The sequence below is a fragment of the Tissierella praeacuta genome, from assembly GCF_040396155.1.
GTDB lineage: Bacteria > Bacillota > Clostridia > Tissierellales > Tissierellaceae > Tissierella > Tissierella praeacuta_A.
The window spans coordinates 1-16,534 of record NZ_JBEBOY010000053.1 but is presented as its reverse complement, the minus strand read 5'-3'; the positions used below and the strand labels follow the sequence as shown (position 1 = coordinate 16,534).

Sequence of the window (16,534 nt, the reverse complement as noted above, 5' to 3'; positions counted from 1 at the left end):
TTTATATCTAATGATTTTTAACTTTAAAATTATTTAATTATGCTCATCTCTATAATAATGTTATAGTTTCTATAAAGCTATAATTAGATTACAGCTTTATACAATTTAAAGATATGAGTAATAACCATATCTTTAAAAATAGATTTTGACAGAAATAGATATCTTACTTATTATTAGGAATAGAAATAAGGACTTCAACTTTTAATCTCCCTCCATTATTACTTTAATTATTGAATAACCATCTCTTAATGTTAAGAATATAGTAAGATATTTAATTTGTCAATACTAATTTAATTATTACTAATTTAAAATTCTTGTAAATATGATATACTATAAATATACTTTTAATAGAATCAATATATGGAATGTAAATTTATTGCTTTATTTAGTTAATATCCTTTAATAGAACTATATTAGAAATTAGAAAAATCTCTCCTTGCCAATGAATGATATTCTTACATTAATAATATCATTCATTGGTGCAACTAAATGTACTTATCATATACTTCTTCCAATTTCCTCATTTCCTCAATTACATCTTTCCTAAGTCTTTCTGGTTCTAATACTTTAACTTTACTTCCCATACCTAAGACCCATGTTTTGACTTCTTGATATCCCTTTAGATTTGCTTCAAAGATTATATTCTCTTCATCTATTTCAGCTATTTTTTGATTTAATGAGTATTGTTTCTCTTTAACTAGCTGACTCATAGGATATGATATTTTGAGTTTTAAATAAAAAATATCATCATCAATTATTCCAAATGATTTTCTCATTATATTTTTAATATCATATTCAATATTTATGGCAAATTTTTGTTGCAATACTTCTATATTTTCTATCCTCGAAATTTTAAAATATCGCACTTCTTTTCTCATTTCACAATAACCAAAGAAATATGTAGCTCCGTCATGATCAAAGGTTCCATAGGGATGTACTATTCGAATTTCACTTTTCTTCTTTTTTACATCTTGTTTCAATGATTTATACAATATCTCAATCTTTCTTTTATTAATTACTGATTTAGTAATTATCCTCCATATCTCTTTTTCTTTCTCTCTCATGTATAATGGCTTTAAATTATCCTTACTAAAATAATCAATATGCTCAAAATCTCTTTCTAAATTTAATATTTTATTAGCCAACGTTTCAAAGTTCAATGCAAAGATATGATTTCCACTTTTAATATTTTCTTTAGCCATCTTTAAGGCTTCCAACTCTTCTTTTTTAAGCCCAATACCTTTTAAGTCCATTTTGTTTTCTAAATAGTATCCCCCATATCTACCCTTTTTCGACTTAATATAAATACCTGCCTTTTCCAGATCATTTTTATACTCTTTAACCATTCTAGGACTCACTTCAAGTATTTCAGCTAGCTCTTCTACATTCATCAATCTTCTTCCCTGTAAAAGCATGTACATCGTTAATGCATTTGATACCCTTGACATGATAATCCTCCTATCTATTTAAAAGTTATGTTATTAGTATTACATTCTACACGAATCCCTAAATTCCTTCTTTTTTAGAAATAATTCTATATTTTTTGACTAATTCTATTGCAATAAAAAAACACCTAGTCTTAGGTGTTTTTCTTAATCATCTTCACAGAATAAACTTTCAAATTTCTCCTGTATCCTTCTCTTTCTTTCCTCTGTTTCTCCAATGTCCACTGAAGTAGCTATAATATCTCCTTCCTTAGCGTCTAAAGGAAGTATAGCTTTTGGGATTTCAATTATCTCTTTGTTTTCCAACTCTACTATAGCAAGTTCCCCTTCAAACCTATCAATAGTAAATCTCATCTAATCCCCCCTAATCATTAAATTGTATTGTTTCACCATCGCTTATTACTATAATATCTCCTTGTAAATCAGTTCTATAAATTTTTATTCCCTTGTCTTCTAATCTTTCTAATATTTCTTTATGTGGATGTCCATAACTATTATCTTTACCTGCAGAAATAACTGCAAATTTAGGATCAACCGCATCTAAAAATGCCTCAGAAGTAGATGTTACACTTCCATGATGACCTACATTTAAAACATCTGCTTTCAATAGCCTTTTATTGTTTTCTAAAATTTCTTTTTCAGATAATTCTTCGGCATCTCCTGTAAATAAAAATGAATTATTTCCATTTACAAGTTTTATAACAACTGAATAATCATTTAAATCTTTATATTTCTCTTTATTAGGTGCAAGAATTGTAAATTCAGCACCATTTAATTCATAGCTATTTCCTACCTTAGATTTTGTAATAGATAGCCCCTTATTCTTGATACTATCCAATACTTCTTCGAATGTTTTAGTATTTGTTACTGCATTTGGCATAATAATCTTTTCAATTCCAAAAGTATCAATTACATCATCTAAACCACCTATATGGTCTGCATGTGGATGGGTTCCTATTACGTATTTTAAATTACTAATATTTTGGTTCTTAATATAATCTACAACTAATTTTCCATCTGAATTATTCCCAGCATCTATTAACATGGATTCATTTCCTTTTTTTATCAAAATAGATTCTGCTTGGCCTACATCTATAAAATGAATTTCTAGATTATCACCATTAACCTCCGAATCAGATGTTATAACAACGTCTAAAACATCTAAAAAATCTTCACAAGCTGTTACTAAAAAAATCATACATATTACCAATACTGCGACTAAAAACTTTGTAATTTTCTTCATATCTTTCCTCCATTTCATTAAAATATAATCATAAAACATATTATATGATTATCATATTATAAATGCTTGATTTATACAATATAGTATTAATAGGAATAGAAGCTTTGGAGTAAAAAAGACTCCCATTTTCTAGGAGTCCTAACAATTAATTAAAAAAGTCTTTATCTAGTTTTTTAATTAAATCTTCTCTCAATGCTGTTAACTCTTCTTCATAGCTATCAGAATTATTTTTTGGTGTTCTATCATTTACAAATCTTCCTTTGTTTTCAAGTCCCCAAAATCCAGCTGTATCATCATCCATAACTCTAAAAGCGTTCATATATTCATCCCAAGCTTCATCGTTTATTCCTACGCCATCTCCTAAATAACCTCGACCACCGCCTAAGAATCCTGCATTCATTATGGTATAGATGCTTTTTCCTTTTAACATTCCTTTTAGTCCCTTATCTGTATCTTGGTATGCAAACTGTTTAGCAAATACAGTTTCCATATATCCTTTAACAATTGATGTTGGAGTATCATGCCAATTTGGATAACAGAATATAATATAATCCGCTTGTGTTACAAATTCTTGTTCTTTTTTTATTTCTGGAGTTGGTTCTCCAAATCCATCTTTAGCATAATAAAAATTCTCTAGTGAAAGCACTGGGTTAAATTTAATATCATATAAATCTCTTAATTCAACTTCTACACCTTTATCCTCAAAATGTTTCATAGCTGTATTTACTAAATCATAGTTTACGCTATATTTTCTTGGATCTCCTACTACAAATAATGCCTTTTTTGCATCTCCATCTGTAAATCCTTTAGGTTTATACTCTTGAACTAAATTATCTGGTAAAACTGATGCTGACGTTGCTCCATCAACAGTTGCAGATGCTTCCACATCTATATTACCCTGTTTTTGTATATTTTCTTCATCAACTACAGGAGTTTCATTTTTTGTACATCCTGCTGTTGTAATAATCAAAGAAAATATGATGATTGTTGCTAATACTTTTTTCTTCATTTCTTCCTCCTATGTAAGTTTATTTTCTTATATTAAAATAGCCTATAATTTAGCTATTATAATATGTAATAAATTTAATTAGCCATATGATTCTATTAATTTATCAATGAAAAAGAGTAGTTCTTCTTTCAATATCTCATTTTTTCTCTTTACCATTGCACAAGTTATATCTAATCTTTTTCCTTCATAGGGAATTCTGGCTAAATCACTGTGAATCTTTTTCTTACATTTCCAATCTATTTCAACAGCAAATGACGGTAAATTATGTAATGCATCATTATATGTTTTATTTCCATTAACTAAAATAGTCCTATTAGTATCAGGGATACCTAAATACTCCATCTCATAATTTAGGCTAAACATTCCTTCAAATAGATAAGTCTTCTTCACATGGAAAAGTCCTTGTAAATCATCTCTGCTTAGGCTTTTCATTTTACTTTTTTCATTATTTTTACTCATATGAACTTTCATTTGTCCAACAAAAAGATCCTGTAACTCCAATTCTTCTGCTGCTAAATATTGTAATAGCTTTCTTCTCTGAAATTCAGTATAAATTATAATCCCTATATCACAATCCCTCTTAATTACTTTTTCTATAGATTCTTCTACTCCCGATTCGCAGAGTTCAAATTCATAATTTTCATTATTATATCTTCTGCAAACTTCAAAAAATTGAAAGTTAATAACTTCAGAACCAAAAGAAGCAATTTTTATCTTATTTTCATTTGACTTTGTCAAAAGTTTATCTTTAACAATCTCAAATTGTCTTACCATTGATTTTGCATAATGGTATACCTCAATACCATAAGAAGTTAAAGTTACTCCTCTATTATTTCTATAGAAAATTTTTTTGCCTATTTCATTCTCCAAGTTTGTTATTTGATTACTTAGATTAGGTTGAGATATAAATAAATTATTTGCAGCTTTTGATATACTACCTGTTTCAACAACCTCTACTATATACCTTAATTGACTAAAATCCATATCTTACCTCTATTCTCGATAATCCTTGATATATTTTAAACTATAACTAATATACAATAAGATCATTACTCTTTCAATAATCCAGTTATATGTATTTTTTATCACTAATCACCATAAATTTATATAGGAACGTTAAAAACCAACAGTTACTCATTTTCTTAACTATTTCAAATCTAATTTTATACTCTTTTATCACTACATTTTTTTATTTTCATTAAATTACCTAGTATCAGAAATTATTTAAATGTACAAAATAAAGATAAATTAATAAGAGGTGATTTTATGAAAAGATCAGATTCAAATGCTAGAGAAGCTTTAAATCAAATGAAGGCGGAAATAGCTAATGAATTAGATGCTAATCTAACTGATAAAGAGAAAATGGATGGTACAATGACTGCTAATTTAGTTGAAAGGGCAGAAAGAAAACTTAGCGATGAAGATAAAACACTATAATTAATATCATCTAAAAAGTAAAAGCTCTTTTCTACAAATCAAGAAAAGAGCTTTTATATAATTTGTTTCTTATGTTCTACCCCTTATAATACAATATATCCTTAATCATATCTTTTCGTATTTCCCATATATTAGCCTGAACATTGAATATATTCCATTCTTCAATCTCAAATACTCTCATCCAGCTTTCCATTACCCGCATTTTCTCTAAAGGATAAAAATTCGCATATTTCCCATCTATAAAAGAAAAAGAATCTTTTAACCCTTTGTTTTTAATATCTTCAATATATTTTCTTTCATCTTCCTCATCTTTAGGAATATACAAATGATTTAATACATAGTCCCATTTTCTGCCATCAAAATATATAACTTCACTTTCATCTACTTCCAATACATATACAACTGTACCTTCTATTGGTTTTAACATATTTTCTTCACTAATTGAGCACCATACTGGAAATTCTACACCATCTGGCTTAGGAACCATTTTACTTGCCTTATCTACAAACCATTTATAATGATTTATATAATATTCAGCTATATCTTCAAATTGTCCCTCAATGTAATCCCTTTTAACTCTATATTTTTCGTTTGATTTTATATCATCTAAACTTTTTATATCCTGCCTAGTCCAAAGAGTTGCTTTTTTTATATCATTGGTTGTATATCCCATTATTTTACCCCCTCCATATACCTGAAACTATATTATTTATAATTTCTACTAACATATTGGATTTCATCTACTCCATTTAATTCATTAAGCTTAAGAGCTAAATTGAAAAAATATCCGGATAATAGATTTGTAAAATCAAATAAAATATCTGGAATTTCATTCCCAAGATAATGATATCTATATAACATTCTTACTACTGCCTTAAACTTTGTTCTTAGAATATGTGCATGAGCTGCCGATTCACAGCCTTGAGTAAGCACAAATTTTTCACATCTTCCTTTAACATCATCATATAGTATATTGACTCTTTCCTCTAACCATTTAAGTTCATCTTCAGTCACAGATACAAAGGTACGGAGAGAAGGATTAATATGATATACCAATTCACAGATGACTAATAGTTCTTTTTTAATACTTTCATCTTCTACCAATGATATTAATAGCCCTATATGGCTTGCTATTTCATCAGTAAATATTTCAAAGTCACATCTTAGATCATCGGAAGCATCACTTAAAAAAGGATATGCTTCATATTTACTCCTATATACTTTATTTTCCATATTATCACCTCTTCCAGTATATTTAAAAAACTCTTTTACTAAAATGCTATTAATATAGATCAGGGTAAACAGCCTTTGCTATTTCTTCCAATGCTTTTATAATATTGTGGTTTGGAAGAGAGCTGGACATATTATCTACATAATATACTTGATTGTTTTGTACTGCCTTAATGCTTCCCCACCCTTTACGGGATTTAATTTCATCTACTGGATTTTCAATATAATTAACATTTGTAATTATTACATCTGGACTTTTTGCTATGACTAATTCATCTGCAACAGGCAGCCATCCTTCTTTATCATTTAATATATTTGTAGCTCCGATTATATCTATCATCTCATTTAAAAATACACCTTTCCCAAAACTATATAAATTAGGTGCAGCTGCTATTTCAAAGTATACTGATTTCTTTTGAGTTACATTATCTCCTATTTTCTTAATTTCTTCAATTCTATTCTTCATAGTGTCTACCATTTCTTTTCCCTTTTTTTCTGCATTTAAAACCTTAGATAAGAAAGTTATATCATTATATATTCCTTCAATACTATCACTTGACGGAATATAAGCTAGACTAATTCCCAATTCCTTAATCTGTTCCAGTGGATCATTTCCACCAGCTATGGTAATGGTTGAAGCGATGACTATATCAGGCTTTAAAGCAATAATTTGTTCTACATCTGGAGTCATCATGTCAATATTTGGTATATTTTCTGGTAATCCTGAAAGCCCTTTGGATTGTGTATCTATGGCAATAATTTTATCTCCAAATCCTAATTTCACCAAAACTTCGGTTATGGATGGCGCCATTGAGATTATCCTATTGATTTCATTTGGAACTATAATCTCATTCCCAGCAGGATCCATTAATGTCAATGGCTCTTGTGGTGTTTCTGGTGTTAGTTTAGCTTCTTGTGAAGTACAAGATATTAACATAGACACTATTATTATAAAAATAGTAGCAACTGCAGTAAACTTTTTAAACCTTTTCATTTTCTATCCCTCCAATTTTCTTTAGTTAAAGTCATCTTAAATGTTATTATTCTCAATTATCTCAATTTAATTTTATATTAATTATCCAATATAAATTGGTGCTAAATAATTAAAAGTCATAGTATTTCTAGCAATTCCATATCCTAAGGCTATTATAATCATTAAGATTAATATGAACTTCTCTAATCTTATATATTTATTATACTTCGATAAATAATAAATTACAAAAAATGGTGGTAATATAAGTATTAATGAATTAAATCTAAAGGCTTGATAAAAATTAAATCTAAAAATAGAATGTAATGCCCTTATCATTCCGCATCCAGGACAATAAAACCCCGTAATCTTATTGAAAATACAGGGTATTATAGGCCCATTCTTAGGATCTGAAAGCTACCTCCATATATTACCTGCATACCCACATATTAGATTTCGACAGATATTTTAAAAATTCCTCTTTTTTTGCTAATTATTTTAAATTTTTCTCTATATTTTTCACATGGCCATTTCATAAAGAGTTGATGTTATTAAACTCTATATATTACACCTTACACTAACCATTATATACATTTTTAATTATAAAGTTGTATATAAAAAATATTATGATATACTTTATATGTAACTTAAGGCAAAGCCATCCAATGGTCTTTGCTTAAATAAATGACAGAGTAGATAATATACGTGAAGTGTCAAGGGATGGGACGTTGCCCTCGAACGAAAAGCTAATGCTTGCGGTATATTATTGCGTTCGCTGCCAACATCAGTATATCTTCTTTCTGATGTGACAGACTGTCATATCATATATGAAAGGAGGTATTTTTATGAGTAGAATTAACATTAAAACCATTGTTATCTCTGGATTTTTAGTTGCCTTAAATGTATTGTTATCTAGAATTATCACTATTCCAGGCATTATTAGTTTTGGAGGATTTCCCATTATATTTGGCGGAATAGTCTTTGGACCATTAGTTGGAGGACTCGTTGGTGCATTTGGCGATATAGTTAGCTTTATTGTAAGACCAACAGGTCCATTTATGCCTCATTTTGTTCTTACATCGGCTCTTACTGGCATAATTCCGGGAATCTTAACAAAGGTTTTAAAAAATGATTTAACCAGTCCAAAATTATGGAAAATATTTATATCCATTTTTATTGGACAGGTTACAACAAGTGTTATAATGGTACCATATTTTAGACAAATACTTTTTGGTCACCCATTTATGGCTACCATGTTAAAAGCAGCAACTAAACAAGCTATTAATATACCTGCATACTCCATAATTATAAAAATATTAATAGAATCTTTATATAATGCAGGAACTCTTAAAAAAGCTGAATAATTCATATTAAAGGACTATTTTATAACTAATTAATTAGTTATAAAATAGTCCTTTCTCAATTATCTTATGATATTTAATTATCTACTAAGATGATAATATCTTAATTCTTAGAAAAATCATATTTAGAGCAATATCATCTACAATGATTCCTCTAATATTATTAGAATTAAATATATTTAAAATAATTTCAATTCCTCAATTACAATATATTATGATTTTATCATATCTCTTACTTGTGCCACGTCTTTATCTCCTCTGCCAGAAAGATTCACTATTATAATCTTATCTTTACTTAAATCCTTGGCAAGTTTCATTCCATAGGCTATGGCATGGGAAGATTCTAAAGCTGGAATTATCCCCTCTATCTTTGATAATTTGAAAAATGCATCTAATGCTTCTTTATCATCTATTGTCTTGTATTCAGCCCTTTTAATATAATTATAATAACTATGCTCTGGCCCTACTCCTGGATAATCAAGTCCTGCTGCAATTGAATAAGTGTCATGATCTAATAAATAGCATTTAAATCCATGTATTAAACCTACATCTCCCTTACATATACTAGCGGCATGTTTTATAGTATCTAATCCTTTTCCTCCTGGCTCTACTCCTACCAACTTCACTTCTTTATCTTCAAAGAAAGGTGAAAATAATCCTATGGAATTGCTGCCTCCACCAACACATGCAACTAAATAATCAGGTAATCTTCCTTCCTTTTCTAATATCTGTTTTCTTGCTTCTTTTCCTATTATGGATTGAAATGTCCTTACTATCATTGGAAATGGATGAGGTCCTACTGCAGATCCCATAAGATAGAAAGTATTATCTTTATTTTCCACATAATCTTTAAAAGCCTTATCTACTGCTTCTTTTAATGTTTTATTACCTTCCTCTACTGCTACTACTTTTGCTCCTAGGATTTCCATTCTAAATACGTTTAATTCCTGTCTTCTAATATCTTCTGCACCCATATAAATTGTACAATCTAATCCAAGTAAAGCACATACTGTAGCTGTAGCCACTCCATGTTGTCCTGCTCCTGTTTCTGCTATAACTCTCTTTTTTCCCATTCTTTTAGCAAGCAATCCTTGTCCTATGGCATTATTAATTTTATGAGCTCCTGTATGGTTTAAGTCTTCTCTTTTTAGATAAATCTTGGCTCCCCCTATTTCTTCTGTCAATCTTTCTGCAAAATATAAGGGATTTTCCCTTCCTACATATTCTCTTAAATAATAATCTAATTCCTTTAAAAATCCTTCGTCATCCATTGCAGTATAAAATTCTCTTTCTAATTCTCCTAATACAACTTTTAGCTCTTCAGGTACATAAGCACCACCAAATTCTCCGAATAATCCATTTTCTCTTTTCATATTTATTCCTCCTAAATTAATTTTAAATACAAAAAAACCTCCATCCTCAATAGGACGAAGGTTGAATTCGCGGTGCCACCTAAATTATGCAAAACGCATCTCTCTTAATGGGATACTAACATATCCTGTCCTTAGTTAACGGTAGGCTTCCGGCACGGGGTACTCTCTATTATAGATTTCCACCAGCTTCTACAAAGTCCATTCATTAGCTCCCTCTTTGCCAAAGTCCCACCACTCTTCAGCTCTCTGTGAAAGAAAAAAGTTAACTACTCTTCTTTGTCTTCGAATTTATTTTTGTATTTTTATTATTCTATCAGTTTAATCTATAAAATGCAAGTCTTAAAATATATTTTTCTATAATATTTCAAAAGTTTTTATACTAAATTAAAACTATAATGATTCAATTAATTTCTTAGTTGATATAATATGTTTTGGTATAGCAGCTCTTACGGTCTTTTTAGGGTCCACAACTTGGGAGATTTTCAAATCTACAGCTAGACTAGTTAGCATATATGCCTCTTCCCATTCTAATCCTAGAGAATTTTTAAGATATTTTACAGTTTCACTAGTAGCTTCATACAAAGCAGAATCTAAATTATCACCAGAGGCTATAACCATAGTATATACATCTGTTTCAAGTAAAGGCCATTTAACAGTTCTATCCTTAATCAAATTGATTTCAAGGGTAACTTCTGCTGGAACTTCTAATCCAGTAAAGCAAATTTCCCCATCTCCCATAATTGCATGACAATCACCCAATGCCAATAAAGCACCTTTCTGATTTACTGGAAAATATAATGTAGACCCAGTAACTATATCATTAGTATCCATATTTCCACCATGTTTCCATGGACTATCAGTTGCCCATTCTCCATCTCCTTCGGCAGGTGCTACTCCTATTACTCCTATCATAGGTCTTATAGGTAATTTTATTCCCTGAAATATTGCATGATCATCTTCAATATCTACAACTCTAATTAAGGGCTTACTAACTTGATCCCCTAATACACCTTCATTAGGTACTACTGCGGCAACCCCTTTATTATCAACATCAATGCTTAAAATCTTTACTTGAAGCAAATCTCCTGGTTCCGCTCCTTCTACATAAATAGGTCCTGTAGCAGGATTTAATCTATTATAATCAATTTCTGTTAAAACTTGTTTCTCATTAGAAACCTGTTGAAAAAAACAGTCATTTGTTTTTACCTTAATTATATCTCCAGGTGAAATTGATTCCACATGGTCCATGCTGTTCGTAAATTTATAAATTACCTTGTTCCCTGAAACTACCTTCATACTTATCTCCTCCATATCTATATTTAAATTTATATATATGCCAATTTATATTGTAAAAAAACAGAAAAAACTTTTTATCCAGTAAATACTTGTATTCTTTTTCTATCCTAGGTCATAGCCCACTTTTTAATCTTCATCTAAAATAATCTAAAATATTTTTGCAAAGTTTAAAAGGTTTTCTCTACTTACTTATATAATGCCAAATTCAACATACCTATTATTTAATTTAAACATAATCTATATGAATTTAACCCTATTTCTTTATCTAGTCCATATTATTAGTATAACATAAATAACTATATGGTAAGGTAATATTACTTAAATTCCTTAGCTCTAAAATTTTAAGGAAATTTTTTAATGACTTTAAAAAGTATATATAATGCCTATCTACAATATTTAACTTTAATTAAAAATTTATGATAAAATAATTCTATCCTATTAAAATCTTAGAAAGGATGAGTCATTTGAAAAAGATTGCTCTAATAGCACCCATTAAGGACATTTGGGAAAAAGCACAGGAAATTATAGCAAATAATAATTACGAAGATATTTCTATCCATTTAGCAACTATGGATGAAGGATTAAATTTAGCCCGCGAATTGATAAAAGATGGAGTAGAAATTATAATCTCCAGGGGAGGAACCTATCAAATTATTGCTGAAAATCTAGATATTCCTGTTGTGGAGATAAAAACCAACACTTCAGAAATTCTGGAAGGCCTAGCAAGGATTAAAGGAAAATATAAAAAAATAGGAATTATAGGATATGGAAGAATCATTTCTGGAATTGATTACATAAGCCCCTTTCTTAACTTTGAAGTTGAAAAGATTATTGTAGAAAATCCCATCGAAATTCCAAATCTCATAAAAAAATATAAAAATAAAGGAATTGAATTTTTTCTAGGAGATACTCATGTAAAAGATATTACAGGGATATTGGGAAAAGATGGTATGATTTTAAATTCAACTTCCAAAAGTATTGAGGATGCCATAGATGAAGCATTGAATATACTCAATTTTAAAACTATCCTAAGAAGAAGATCTGAAAAAATTCAGGCAACTATAAATAATGTTCATGAAGGCATAATTGTAGTTAATTCAAATCAAATAATAACAGATTGTAATATTGCTGCACAAGATATTCTAGGATATTCAAAGTCTTCTGTAATAGATAAAATTATAACTGATATCATCCCCAGTATGGAATTAAAAGAAACCATAGAAAACGAAAAGATTATTTCAGGAGCAATATATACTGTTAAAGACATAAAGATTATCTCCAATATAAATCCTATTATTTCTAACAAGGAAATTATAGGAGCTGTAGTAACTTTTCAAGATATTACAGTATTTCAAAAAAACGAAATAAAATTAAGGAAAGAACTTAGTAAGAAAGGATTTGTAGCTAAGTATACTTTTAAAGATATTCTATTTAAAAGCAATATTATGAAAAATGCCATTAAGACTGCTAAAAAGTTTGCAGCTTTTGACGCACCTATACATATCAATGGAGAAACTGGAACGGGAAAAGAACTTTTCTGCCAAAGTATACATAATTATAGTTCAAGAAGAAAGGGACCATTTATTGCCATTAACTGCTCTGCCTTACCCGAAAATCTTATAGAAAGTGAACTCTTTGGATACGAAAGAGGATCTTTTACTGGTGCTAGTAGAGAGGGTAAAGCTGGAGTTTTTGAACTGGCCCATGGAGGCACTTTATTTCTAGATGAAATTATAGAACTTCCTATCGAATTACAAGGAAGGCTATTAAGAGCACTTCAAGAAAAAGAAATAATGAGGGTAGGCGGTGACACTATTATCCCCGTAGATGTAAGAGTAATTACTGCTGCAAATAAGAATCTCATGGACGAGGTCAGAAATAATCATTTTAGAAAAGATTTATATTATAGGATTAATGTATTGGAATTAAAACTTCCTAATTTAAAGGAGAGAAAAGGTGATATTAGACTATTGATCAATTATTTCTTAAATAAATATTCCTTAAAGTATTCTATTCCTGTTCCTATAGTTGATGAAGGGGTATACAATAAATTGGAAAATATGGATTATGAAGGGAACGTTAGAGAATTAGAAAACTTGATACATAGAAGTGTTATATTAGGGAATTTTGATTTTCTGGAGAATTTGAAGTCCTCTACTAAGAGGAATGATGAAATCCTCACCTTAGAAGAAAAAGAATTGGAATATATTAATGAAATATACAACTGGAATAATAAGGATATTGAAAAAACCTATAAGGATTTAGGAATCAGCAGAACAACATTATGGAGAAAACTCAAGTAACATTTTCAATTTTAAACATATTTGTTTCATCTCTAAACCTCATTACATCTCTTTCAAAATTAATATTATTTAAATCTGCATTTATACCCTTTTTTAAAGTTGGCACAGATTTTGCAAATATATAATTTGTTGCATCATATATTTGCAAAATTTAAAAGAAAGGAGATGCTAAATGAAAATACTTAAAGGAGTTAGAAAAATTCCAGGAGGGTTAATGGTAGTCCCCCTATTATTAGGAGCCTTTGTAAATACGTTCTTTCCTCAATGGCTAGAAATAGGAGGATTTACTACTAATCTATTTAAAGCTGGCGCTATGCCTATACTGGGAGTATTCCTATTTTGTAACGGAGCCCAAATAAATGTTAAACAGGCAGGCAAACCTTTAGTAAAGGGAGTAATTCTTACTTTTGTAAAATTTGTACTAGGAGCTGTCATAGGAATTATAGTTAACAAATTATTTGGTTCTGCAGGAATCTTTGGTATTGCACCTCTAGCTTTAATTGCAGCTTTTACCAATTCAAATGGTGGTCTTTACGCAGCATTAGCAGGAGAATATGGTGATTCTACAGATGTTGGAGCTATCTCTATACTATCTATAAATGATGGTCCATTTTTTACTATGCTTGCACTAGGTGCAAGTGGAATCGCTTCCGTACCACTAATAGCATTAGTTGCTACACTAGTCCCTATAATACTAGGATTTATCCTAGGTAATCTAGATGAAGAGATTAGAGAATTTTTAGAACCAGCTACTACAATAATGATTCCATTTTTTGCTTTTCCATTAGGAGCAGCATTAAATTTCAAGCAATTAATCACAGCTGGAATCCCAGGAATTGTATTAGGAGTACTTTGTACCTTAATTACCGGTCTAGGTGGATATTTTGCCATGAAACTTATAAAGTCTGAACATCCACAAGCAGGGGCAGGAATGGGTACTACTGCAGGAAATGCTGTAGCAACACCTGAAGCTTTAGCCCAAGTAGACCCATCTATTGCACCAATTGCAGCAGTGGCAACTGTTCAAATAGCAGCAGCTATTATAGTTACGGCAATTCTATGTCCATTACTAGTGAACTACTTAGATAAAATCGAAAAAAGAAAAGTATCTTTAGGAGGTAAAGAGATAAATGAATAAAGTTTTAAAAATAAATGAAATCGATAATGTGGTTACAACTACTGAAGTCCTTAAAAAAGATGCAATTATCGAAGTTGAAGGAAATAAAATTACTATAAATGCGGATATCCCGAGATTTCATAAAATCGCAATTGTAGATATATCAAAGGGAGAGTTAGTATATAAATACGGCCAAATTATTGGAGATGCTTTAGAAGATATTAAGGCTGGAGATCATGTGCATGTGCATAACATTGAAAGTACAAGAGGTAGAGGCGATAAGGAGGTAGAGCAATAATGAAATTGCTAGGATATAGAAGAGAAAATGGAACTTTTGGAATTAGAAATCATTTATTAGTTATACCTACATCTGTATGTGCATCAGATACTGCAGCAAAGATTGCAGCTCAAGTCCCTAAGGCTGTCTCAATTCCAAACCAACACGGATGCTGTCAAATTGGATCAGATTTAGCCCTTACAGAATCAACTTTAGCAGGATTTGGAAAAAATGCGAATGTGGGAGCAGTACTAGTAGTTGGTTTAGGTTGTGATGGAATCGTGGCTAAGAGATTAGCTGATGAAATTGCTACTACTGGTAAATCTGTTGAATATATAGTAATTCAAGAAAATAAAGGAACCCTTAACACAATTGCAAAGGGAGCAGAAATTTTAAGAAAACAAGCTGAAAAATTAAGTATGCAACAAAGAGAAGAATTTGATATGGAACATCTTATAGTAGGCCTTGAGTGTGGTGGGTCTGACCCAACATCTGGTCTTGCATCTAACCCATCTATAGGAATTGCTTCAGATATGGTAATAGATAATGGCGGTTCTACAATTTTAAGTGAAACTACTGAAGTTATTGGAGCTGAACATATTTTAGCTGAAAGATTTGGAGACAAAGATGAAAGAGAAAAATTCTTAAAATTCGTTCACAATGTAGAACAAAGAGCACTAGATATGGGAGAGGATTTAAGAAGTGGACAACCTACTCCAGGCAACAAAGCTGGAGGCTTGTCTACTATAGAAGAAAAATCATTAGGTTGTATGTATAAGGCTGGTAACAAGCCATTTGTTGGAGCCTTAGGATATTCTGAAATGGTCGATCATAATAAGAGGGGACTTTATTTCATGGATACTCCAGGGCAAGATATTGATTCCATTACAGGGATGATTGCTGGAGGAGCACAAATAATTATATTCTCTACAGGTAGAGGTACTCCTACAGGAAGTCCTATTTCTCCAGTAATAAAAATTACAGGTAATCCAGACACATATGAAAACTTGTCAGATAATATCGACTTAAATGGAGGTAGAATTATATCTGAAGGTATTACAATAGAAGAAATGGGCAAAGAACTTTTTGATCACATTGTAAAAGTATCCAATGGAAAACTTACTAAATCAGAATCATTAGGCCATAAAGAGTTTGGAATATATAAAATTGCATCAACATTTTAATATAAAATAAATAGAAATAAGATTTTTTAATAATAAAGACCTATGGACTAAATTTAGTCCATAGGTCTTTATTTATTAAATACACAGTTATGCTTTTTTTACAAATTCAGATTTTAGTTTCATGGCTCCAAATCCATCAATTTTACAATCAATATCATGATCCCCATCAACTAATTTTATGTTTTTCACCTTTGTTCCTATTTTTACAGATGATGAACTTCCTTTTACCTTGAGATCCTTGAGTAAACATAGGCGTCACCGCCCATACTCCTCTACAGAACCGTACGTG

General features: G+C 30.1%; 17 protein-coding genes, 1 pseudogene, 1 riboswitch and 1 other annotated feature. Of the genes and pseudogenes, 6 read left to right on the top strand and 12 right to left on the bottom strand.

Translation table 11 applies throughout. The features are described from left to right. Positions 1–485: 485 nt before the first annotated feature. The 5 genes from ABWP20_RS16590 to ABWP20_RS16570 form a co-directional block, all read right to left on the bottom strand. Entirely contained in the window at positions 486–1,448 is a 963-nt protein-coding gene (locus tag ABWP20_RS16590; RefSeq protein WP_353097317.1) for a helix-turn-helix transcriptional regulator, read from the bottom strand. 144 nt (positions 1,449–1,592) lie between these two features. Then, on the bottom strand, positions 1,593–1,799 hold the full coding sequence (locus tag ABWP20_RS16585; protein ID WP_353097316.1) for a DUF3006 domain-containing protein: 207 nt from the start codon (positions 1,797–1,799) through the stop codon (positions 1,593–1,595). A 10-nt stretch (positions 1,800–1,809) separates the two neighbouring features. Next, positions 1,810–2,688, bottom strand: a complete 879-nt coding sequence (locus tag ABWP20_RS16580) for a ComEC/Rec2 family competence protein (protein ID WP_353097314.1) — start codon at positions 2,686–2,688, stop codon at positions 1,810–1,812. A gap of 145 nt (positions 2,689–2,833) precedes the next feature. Next, positions 2,834–3,697, bottom strand: coding sequence for an NAD(P)H-dependent oxidoreductase (locus ABWP20_RS16575; RefSeq protein WP_353097313.1), 864 nt, complete (start codon positions 3,695–3,697; stop codon positions 2,834–2,836). Between the two features lie 78 nt (positions 3,698–3,775). Then, positions 3,776–4,681 (bottom strand): LysR family transcriptional regulator, encoded by a 906-nt coding sequence (locus ABWP20_RS16570; protein WP_353097312.1) that lies wholly within the window; start codon positions 4,679–4,681, stop codon positions 3,776–3,778. Positions 4,682–4,963: 282 nt separating this feature from the next. Here ABWP20_RS16570 and ABWP20_RS16565 point away from each other — a divergent pair, with 282 nt between their 5' ends. Next, entirely contained in the window at positions 4,964–5,134 is a 171-nt protein-coding gene (locus tag ABWP20_RS16565; RefSeq protein WP_353097311.1) for a small, acid-soluble spore protein, alpha/beta type, read from the top strand. Between the two features lie 76 nt (positions 5,135–5,210). On the opposite strand, the gene ABWP20_RS16560 is transcribed toward ABWP20_RS16565, so the two are convergent. The 4 genes from ABWP20_RS16560 to ABWP20_RS16545 all read right to left on the bottom strand — a co-directional run bounded on the left by ABWP20_RS16560 (position 5,211) and on the right by ABWP20_RS16545 (position 7,715). Then, positions 5,211–5,807, bottom strand: a complete 597-nt coding sequence (locus ABWP20_RS16560; RefSeq protein WP_353097310.1) for a DUF3841 domain-containing protein — start codon at positions 5,805–5,807, stop codon at positions 5,211–5,213. Between the two features lie 32 nt (positions 5,808–5,839). Next, on the bottom strand, positions 5,840–6,367 hold the full coding sequence (locus ABWP20_RS16555; protein ID WP_353097308.1) for a cobalamin adenosyltransferase family protein: 528 nt from the start codon (positions 6,365–6,367) through the stop codon (positions 5,840–5,842). A 49-nt stretch (positions 6,368–6,416) separates the two neighbouring features. Further along, complete coding sequence (locus ABWP20_RS16550) at positions 6,417–7,358, bottom strand: ABC transporter substrate-binding protein (protein ID WP_353097306.1); 942 nt, start codon at positions 7,356–7,358, stop codon at positions 6,417–6,419. An 81-nt stretch (positions 7,359–7,439) separates the two neighbouring features. Continuing rightward, positions 7,440–7,715 carry a DUF2752 domain-containing protein gene (locus ABWP20_RS16545; protein ID WP_353097319.1) on the bottom strand — a complete coding sequence of 92 codons (276 nt, stop codon included), beginning with the start codon at positions 7,713–7,715 and terminating at the stop codon, positions 7,440–7,442. A 305-nt stretch (positions 7,716–8,020) separates the two neighbouring features. Further along, positions 8,021–8,114, top strand: a riboswitch (THF riboswitch). Positions 8,115–8,179: 65 nt separating this feature from the next. On the opposite strand from ABWP20_RS16545, the gene ABWP20_RS16540 reads away from it, so the two are divergent. Continuing rightward, complete coding sequence (locus ABWP20_RS16540; RefSeq protein ID WP_353097304.1) at positions 8,180–8,698, top strand: folate family ECF transporter S component; 519 nt, start codon at positions 8,180–8,182, stop codon at positions 8,696–8,698. A gap of 209 nt (positions 8,699–8,907) precedes the next feature. Here ABWP20_RS16540 and trpB read toward each other — a convergent pair whose 3' ends face one another. Then, complete coding sequence (gene trpB, locus ABWP20_RS16535; RefSeq protein ID WP_353097302.1) at positions 8,908–10,068, bottom strand: tryptophan synthase subunit beta; 1,161 nt, start codon at positions 10,066–10,068, stop codon at positions 8,908–8,910. A 47-nt stretch (positions 10,069–10,115) separates the two neighbouring features. Next, positions 10,116–10,360: a binding site (T-box leader), on the bottom strand. Between the two features lie 98 nt (positions 10,361–10,458). Further along, complete coding sequence (locus ABWP20_RS16530; RefSeq protein ID WP_353097301.1) at positions 10,459–11,364, bottom strand: acetamidase/formamidase family protein; 906 nt, start codon at positions 11,362–11,364, stop codon at positions 10,459–10,461. A 464-nt stretch (positions 11,365–11,828) separates the two neighbouring features. Between ABWP20_RS16530 and ABWP20_RS16525 the strand changes: the two genes are divergently transcribed. The 4 genes from ABWP20_RS16525 (at position 11,829) to ABWP20_RS16510 (ending at position 16,245) form a co-directional block, all read left to right on the top strand. Beyond that, entirely contained in the window at positions 11,829–13,667 is a 1,839-nt protein-coding gene (locus ABWP20_RS16525) for a sigma 54-interacting transcriptional regulator (RefSeq protein WP_353097300.1), read from the top strand. A 172-nt stretch (positions 13,668–13,839) separates the two neighbouring features. Next, the gene (locus tag ABWP20_RS16520) at positions 13,840–14,805 is read left to right on the top strand and encodes a 2-keto-3-deoxygluconate permease (RefSeq protein WP_353097299.1); all 966 of its coding nucleotides are present in this window, start codon (positions 13,840–13,842) and stop codon (positions 14,803–14,805) included. Beyond that, the gene (locus ABWP20_RS16515) at positions 14,798–15,082 is read left to right on the top strand and encodes a UxaA family hydrolase (RefSeq protein WP_353097297.1); all 285 of its coding nucleotides are present in this window, start codon (positions 14,798–14,800) and stop codon (positions 15,080–15,082) included. The genes ABWP20_RS16520 and ABWP20_RS16515 overlap by 8 nt, the downstream gene beginning before the upstream one ends. Next, positions 15,082–16,245: a UxaA family hydrolase gene (locus tag ABWP20_RS16510; protein WP_353097295.1), complete on the top strand. Its 1,164-nt coding sequence runs from the start codon at positions 15,082–15,084 to the stop codon at positions 16,243–16,245. The genes ABWP20_RS16515 and ABWP20_RS16510 overlap by 1 nt, the downstream gene beginning before the upstream one ends. 87 nt (positions 16,246–16,332) lie before the next feature. On the opposite strand, the pseudogene ABWP20_RS16505 reads toward ABWP20_RS16510, so the two are convergent. Beyond that, positions 16,333–16,491: pseudogene (locus ABWP20_RS16505) on the bottom strand (alkylphosphonate utilization protein); the annotation flags it as partial. Positions 16,492–16,534 lie beyond the last annotated feature (43 nt).

Coding starts and splice junctions, on each gene's coding strand:
- ABWP20_RS16590 (WP_353097317.1), bottom strand. CDS start 1,448: ATGTCAAGGGTATCAAATGCATTAACGATGTACATGCTTTTACAGGGA.
- ABWP20_RS16585 (WP_353097316.1), bottom strand. CDS start 1,799: ATGAGATTTACTATTGATAGGTTTGAAGGGGAACTTGCTATAGTAGAG.
- ABWP20_RS16580 (WP_353097314.1), bottom strand. CDS start 2,688: ATGAAGAAAATTACAAAGTTTTTAGTCGCAGTATTGGTAATATGTATG.
- ABWP20_RS16575 (WP_353097313.1), bottom strand. CDS start 3,697: ATGAAGAAAAAAGTATTAGCAACAATCATCATATTTTCTTTGATTATT.
- ABWP20_RS16570 (WP_353097312.1), bottom strand. CDS start 4,681: ATGGATTTTAGTCAATTAAGGTATATAGTAGAGGTTGTTGAAACAGGT.
- ABWP20_RS16565 (WP_353097311.1), top strand. CDS start 4,964: ATGAAAAGATCAGATTCAAATGCTAGAGAAGCTTTAAATCAAATGAAG.
- ABWP20_RS16560 (WP_353097310.1), bottom strand. CDS start 5,807: ATGGGATATACAACCAATGATATAAAAAAAGCAACTCTTTGGACTAGG.
- ABWP20_RS16555 (WP_353097308.1), bottom strand. CDS start 6,367: ATGGAAAATAAAGTATATAGGAGTAAATATGAAGCATATCCTTTTTTA.
- ABWP20_RS16550 (WP_353097306.1), bottom strand. CDS start 7,358: ATGAAAAGGTTTAAAAAGTTTACTGCAGTTGCTACTATTTTTATAATA.
- ABWP20_RS16540 (WP_353097304.1), top strand. CDS start 8,180: ATGAGTAGAATTAACATTAAAACCATTGTTATCTCTGGATTTTTAGTT.
- trpB (WP_353097302.1), bottom strand. CDS start 10,068: ATGAAAAGAGAAAATGGATTATTCGGAGAATTTGGTGGTGCTTATGTA.
- ABWP20_RS16530 (WP_353097301.1), bottom strand. CDS start 11,364: ATGAAGGTAGTTTCAGGGAACAAGGTAATTTATAAATTTACGAACAGC.
- ABWP20_RS16520 (WP_353097299.1), top strand. CDS start 13,840: ATGAAAATACTTAAAGGAGTTAGAAAAATTCCAGGAGGGTTAATGGTA.
- ABWP20_RS16515 (WP_353097297.1), top strand. CDS start 14,798: ATGAATAAAGTTTTAAAAATAAATGAAATCGATAATGTGGTTACAACT.
- ABWP20_RS16510 (WP_353097295.1), top strand. CDS start 15,082: ATGAAATTGCTAGGATATAGAAGAGAAAATGGAACTTTTGGAATTAGA.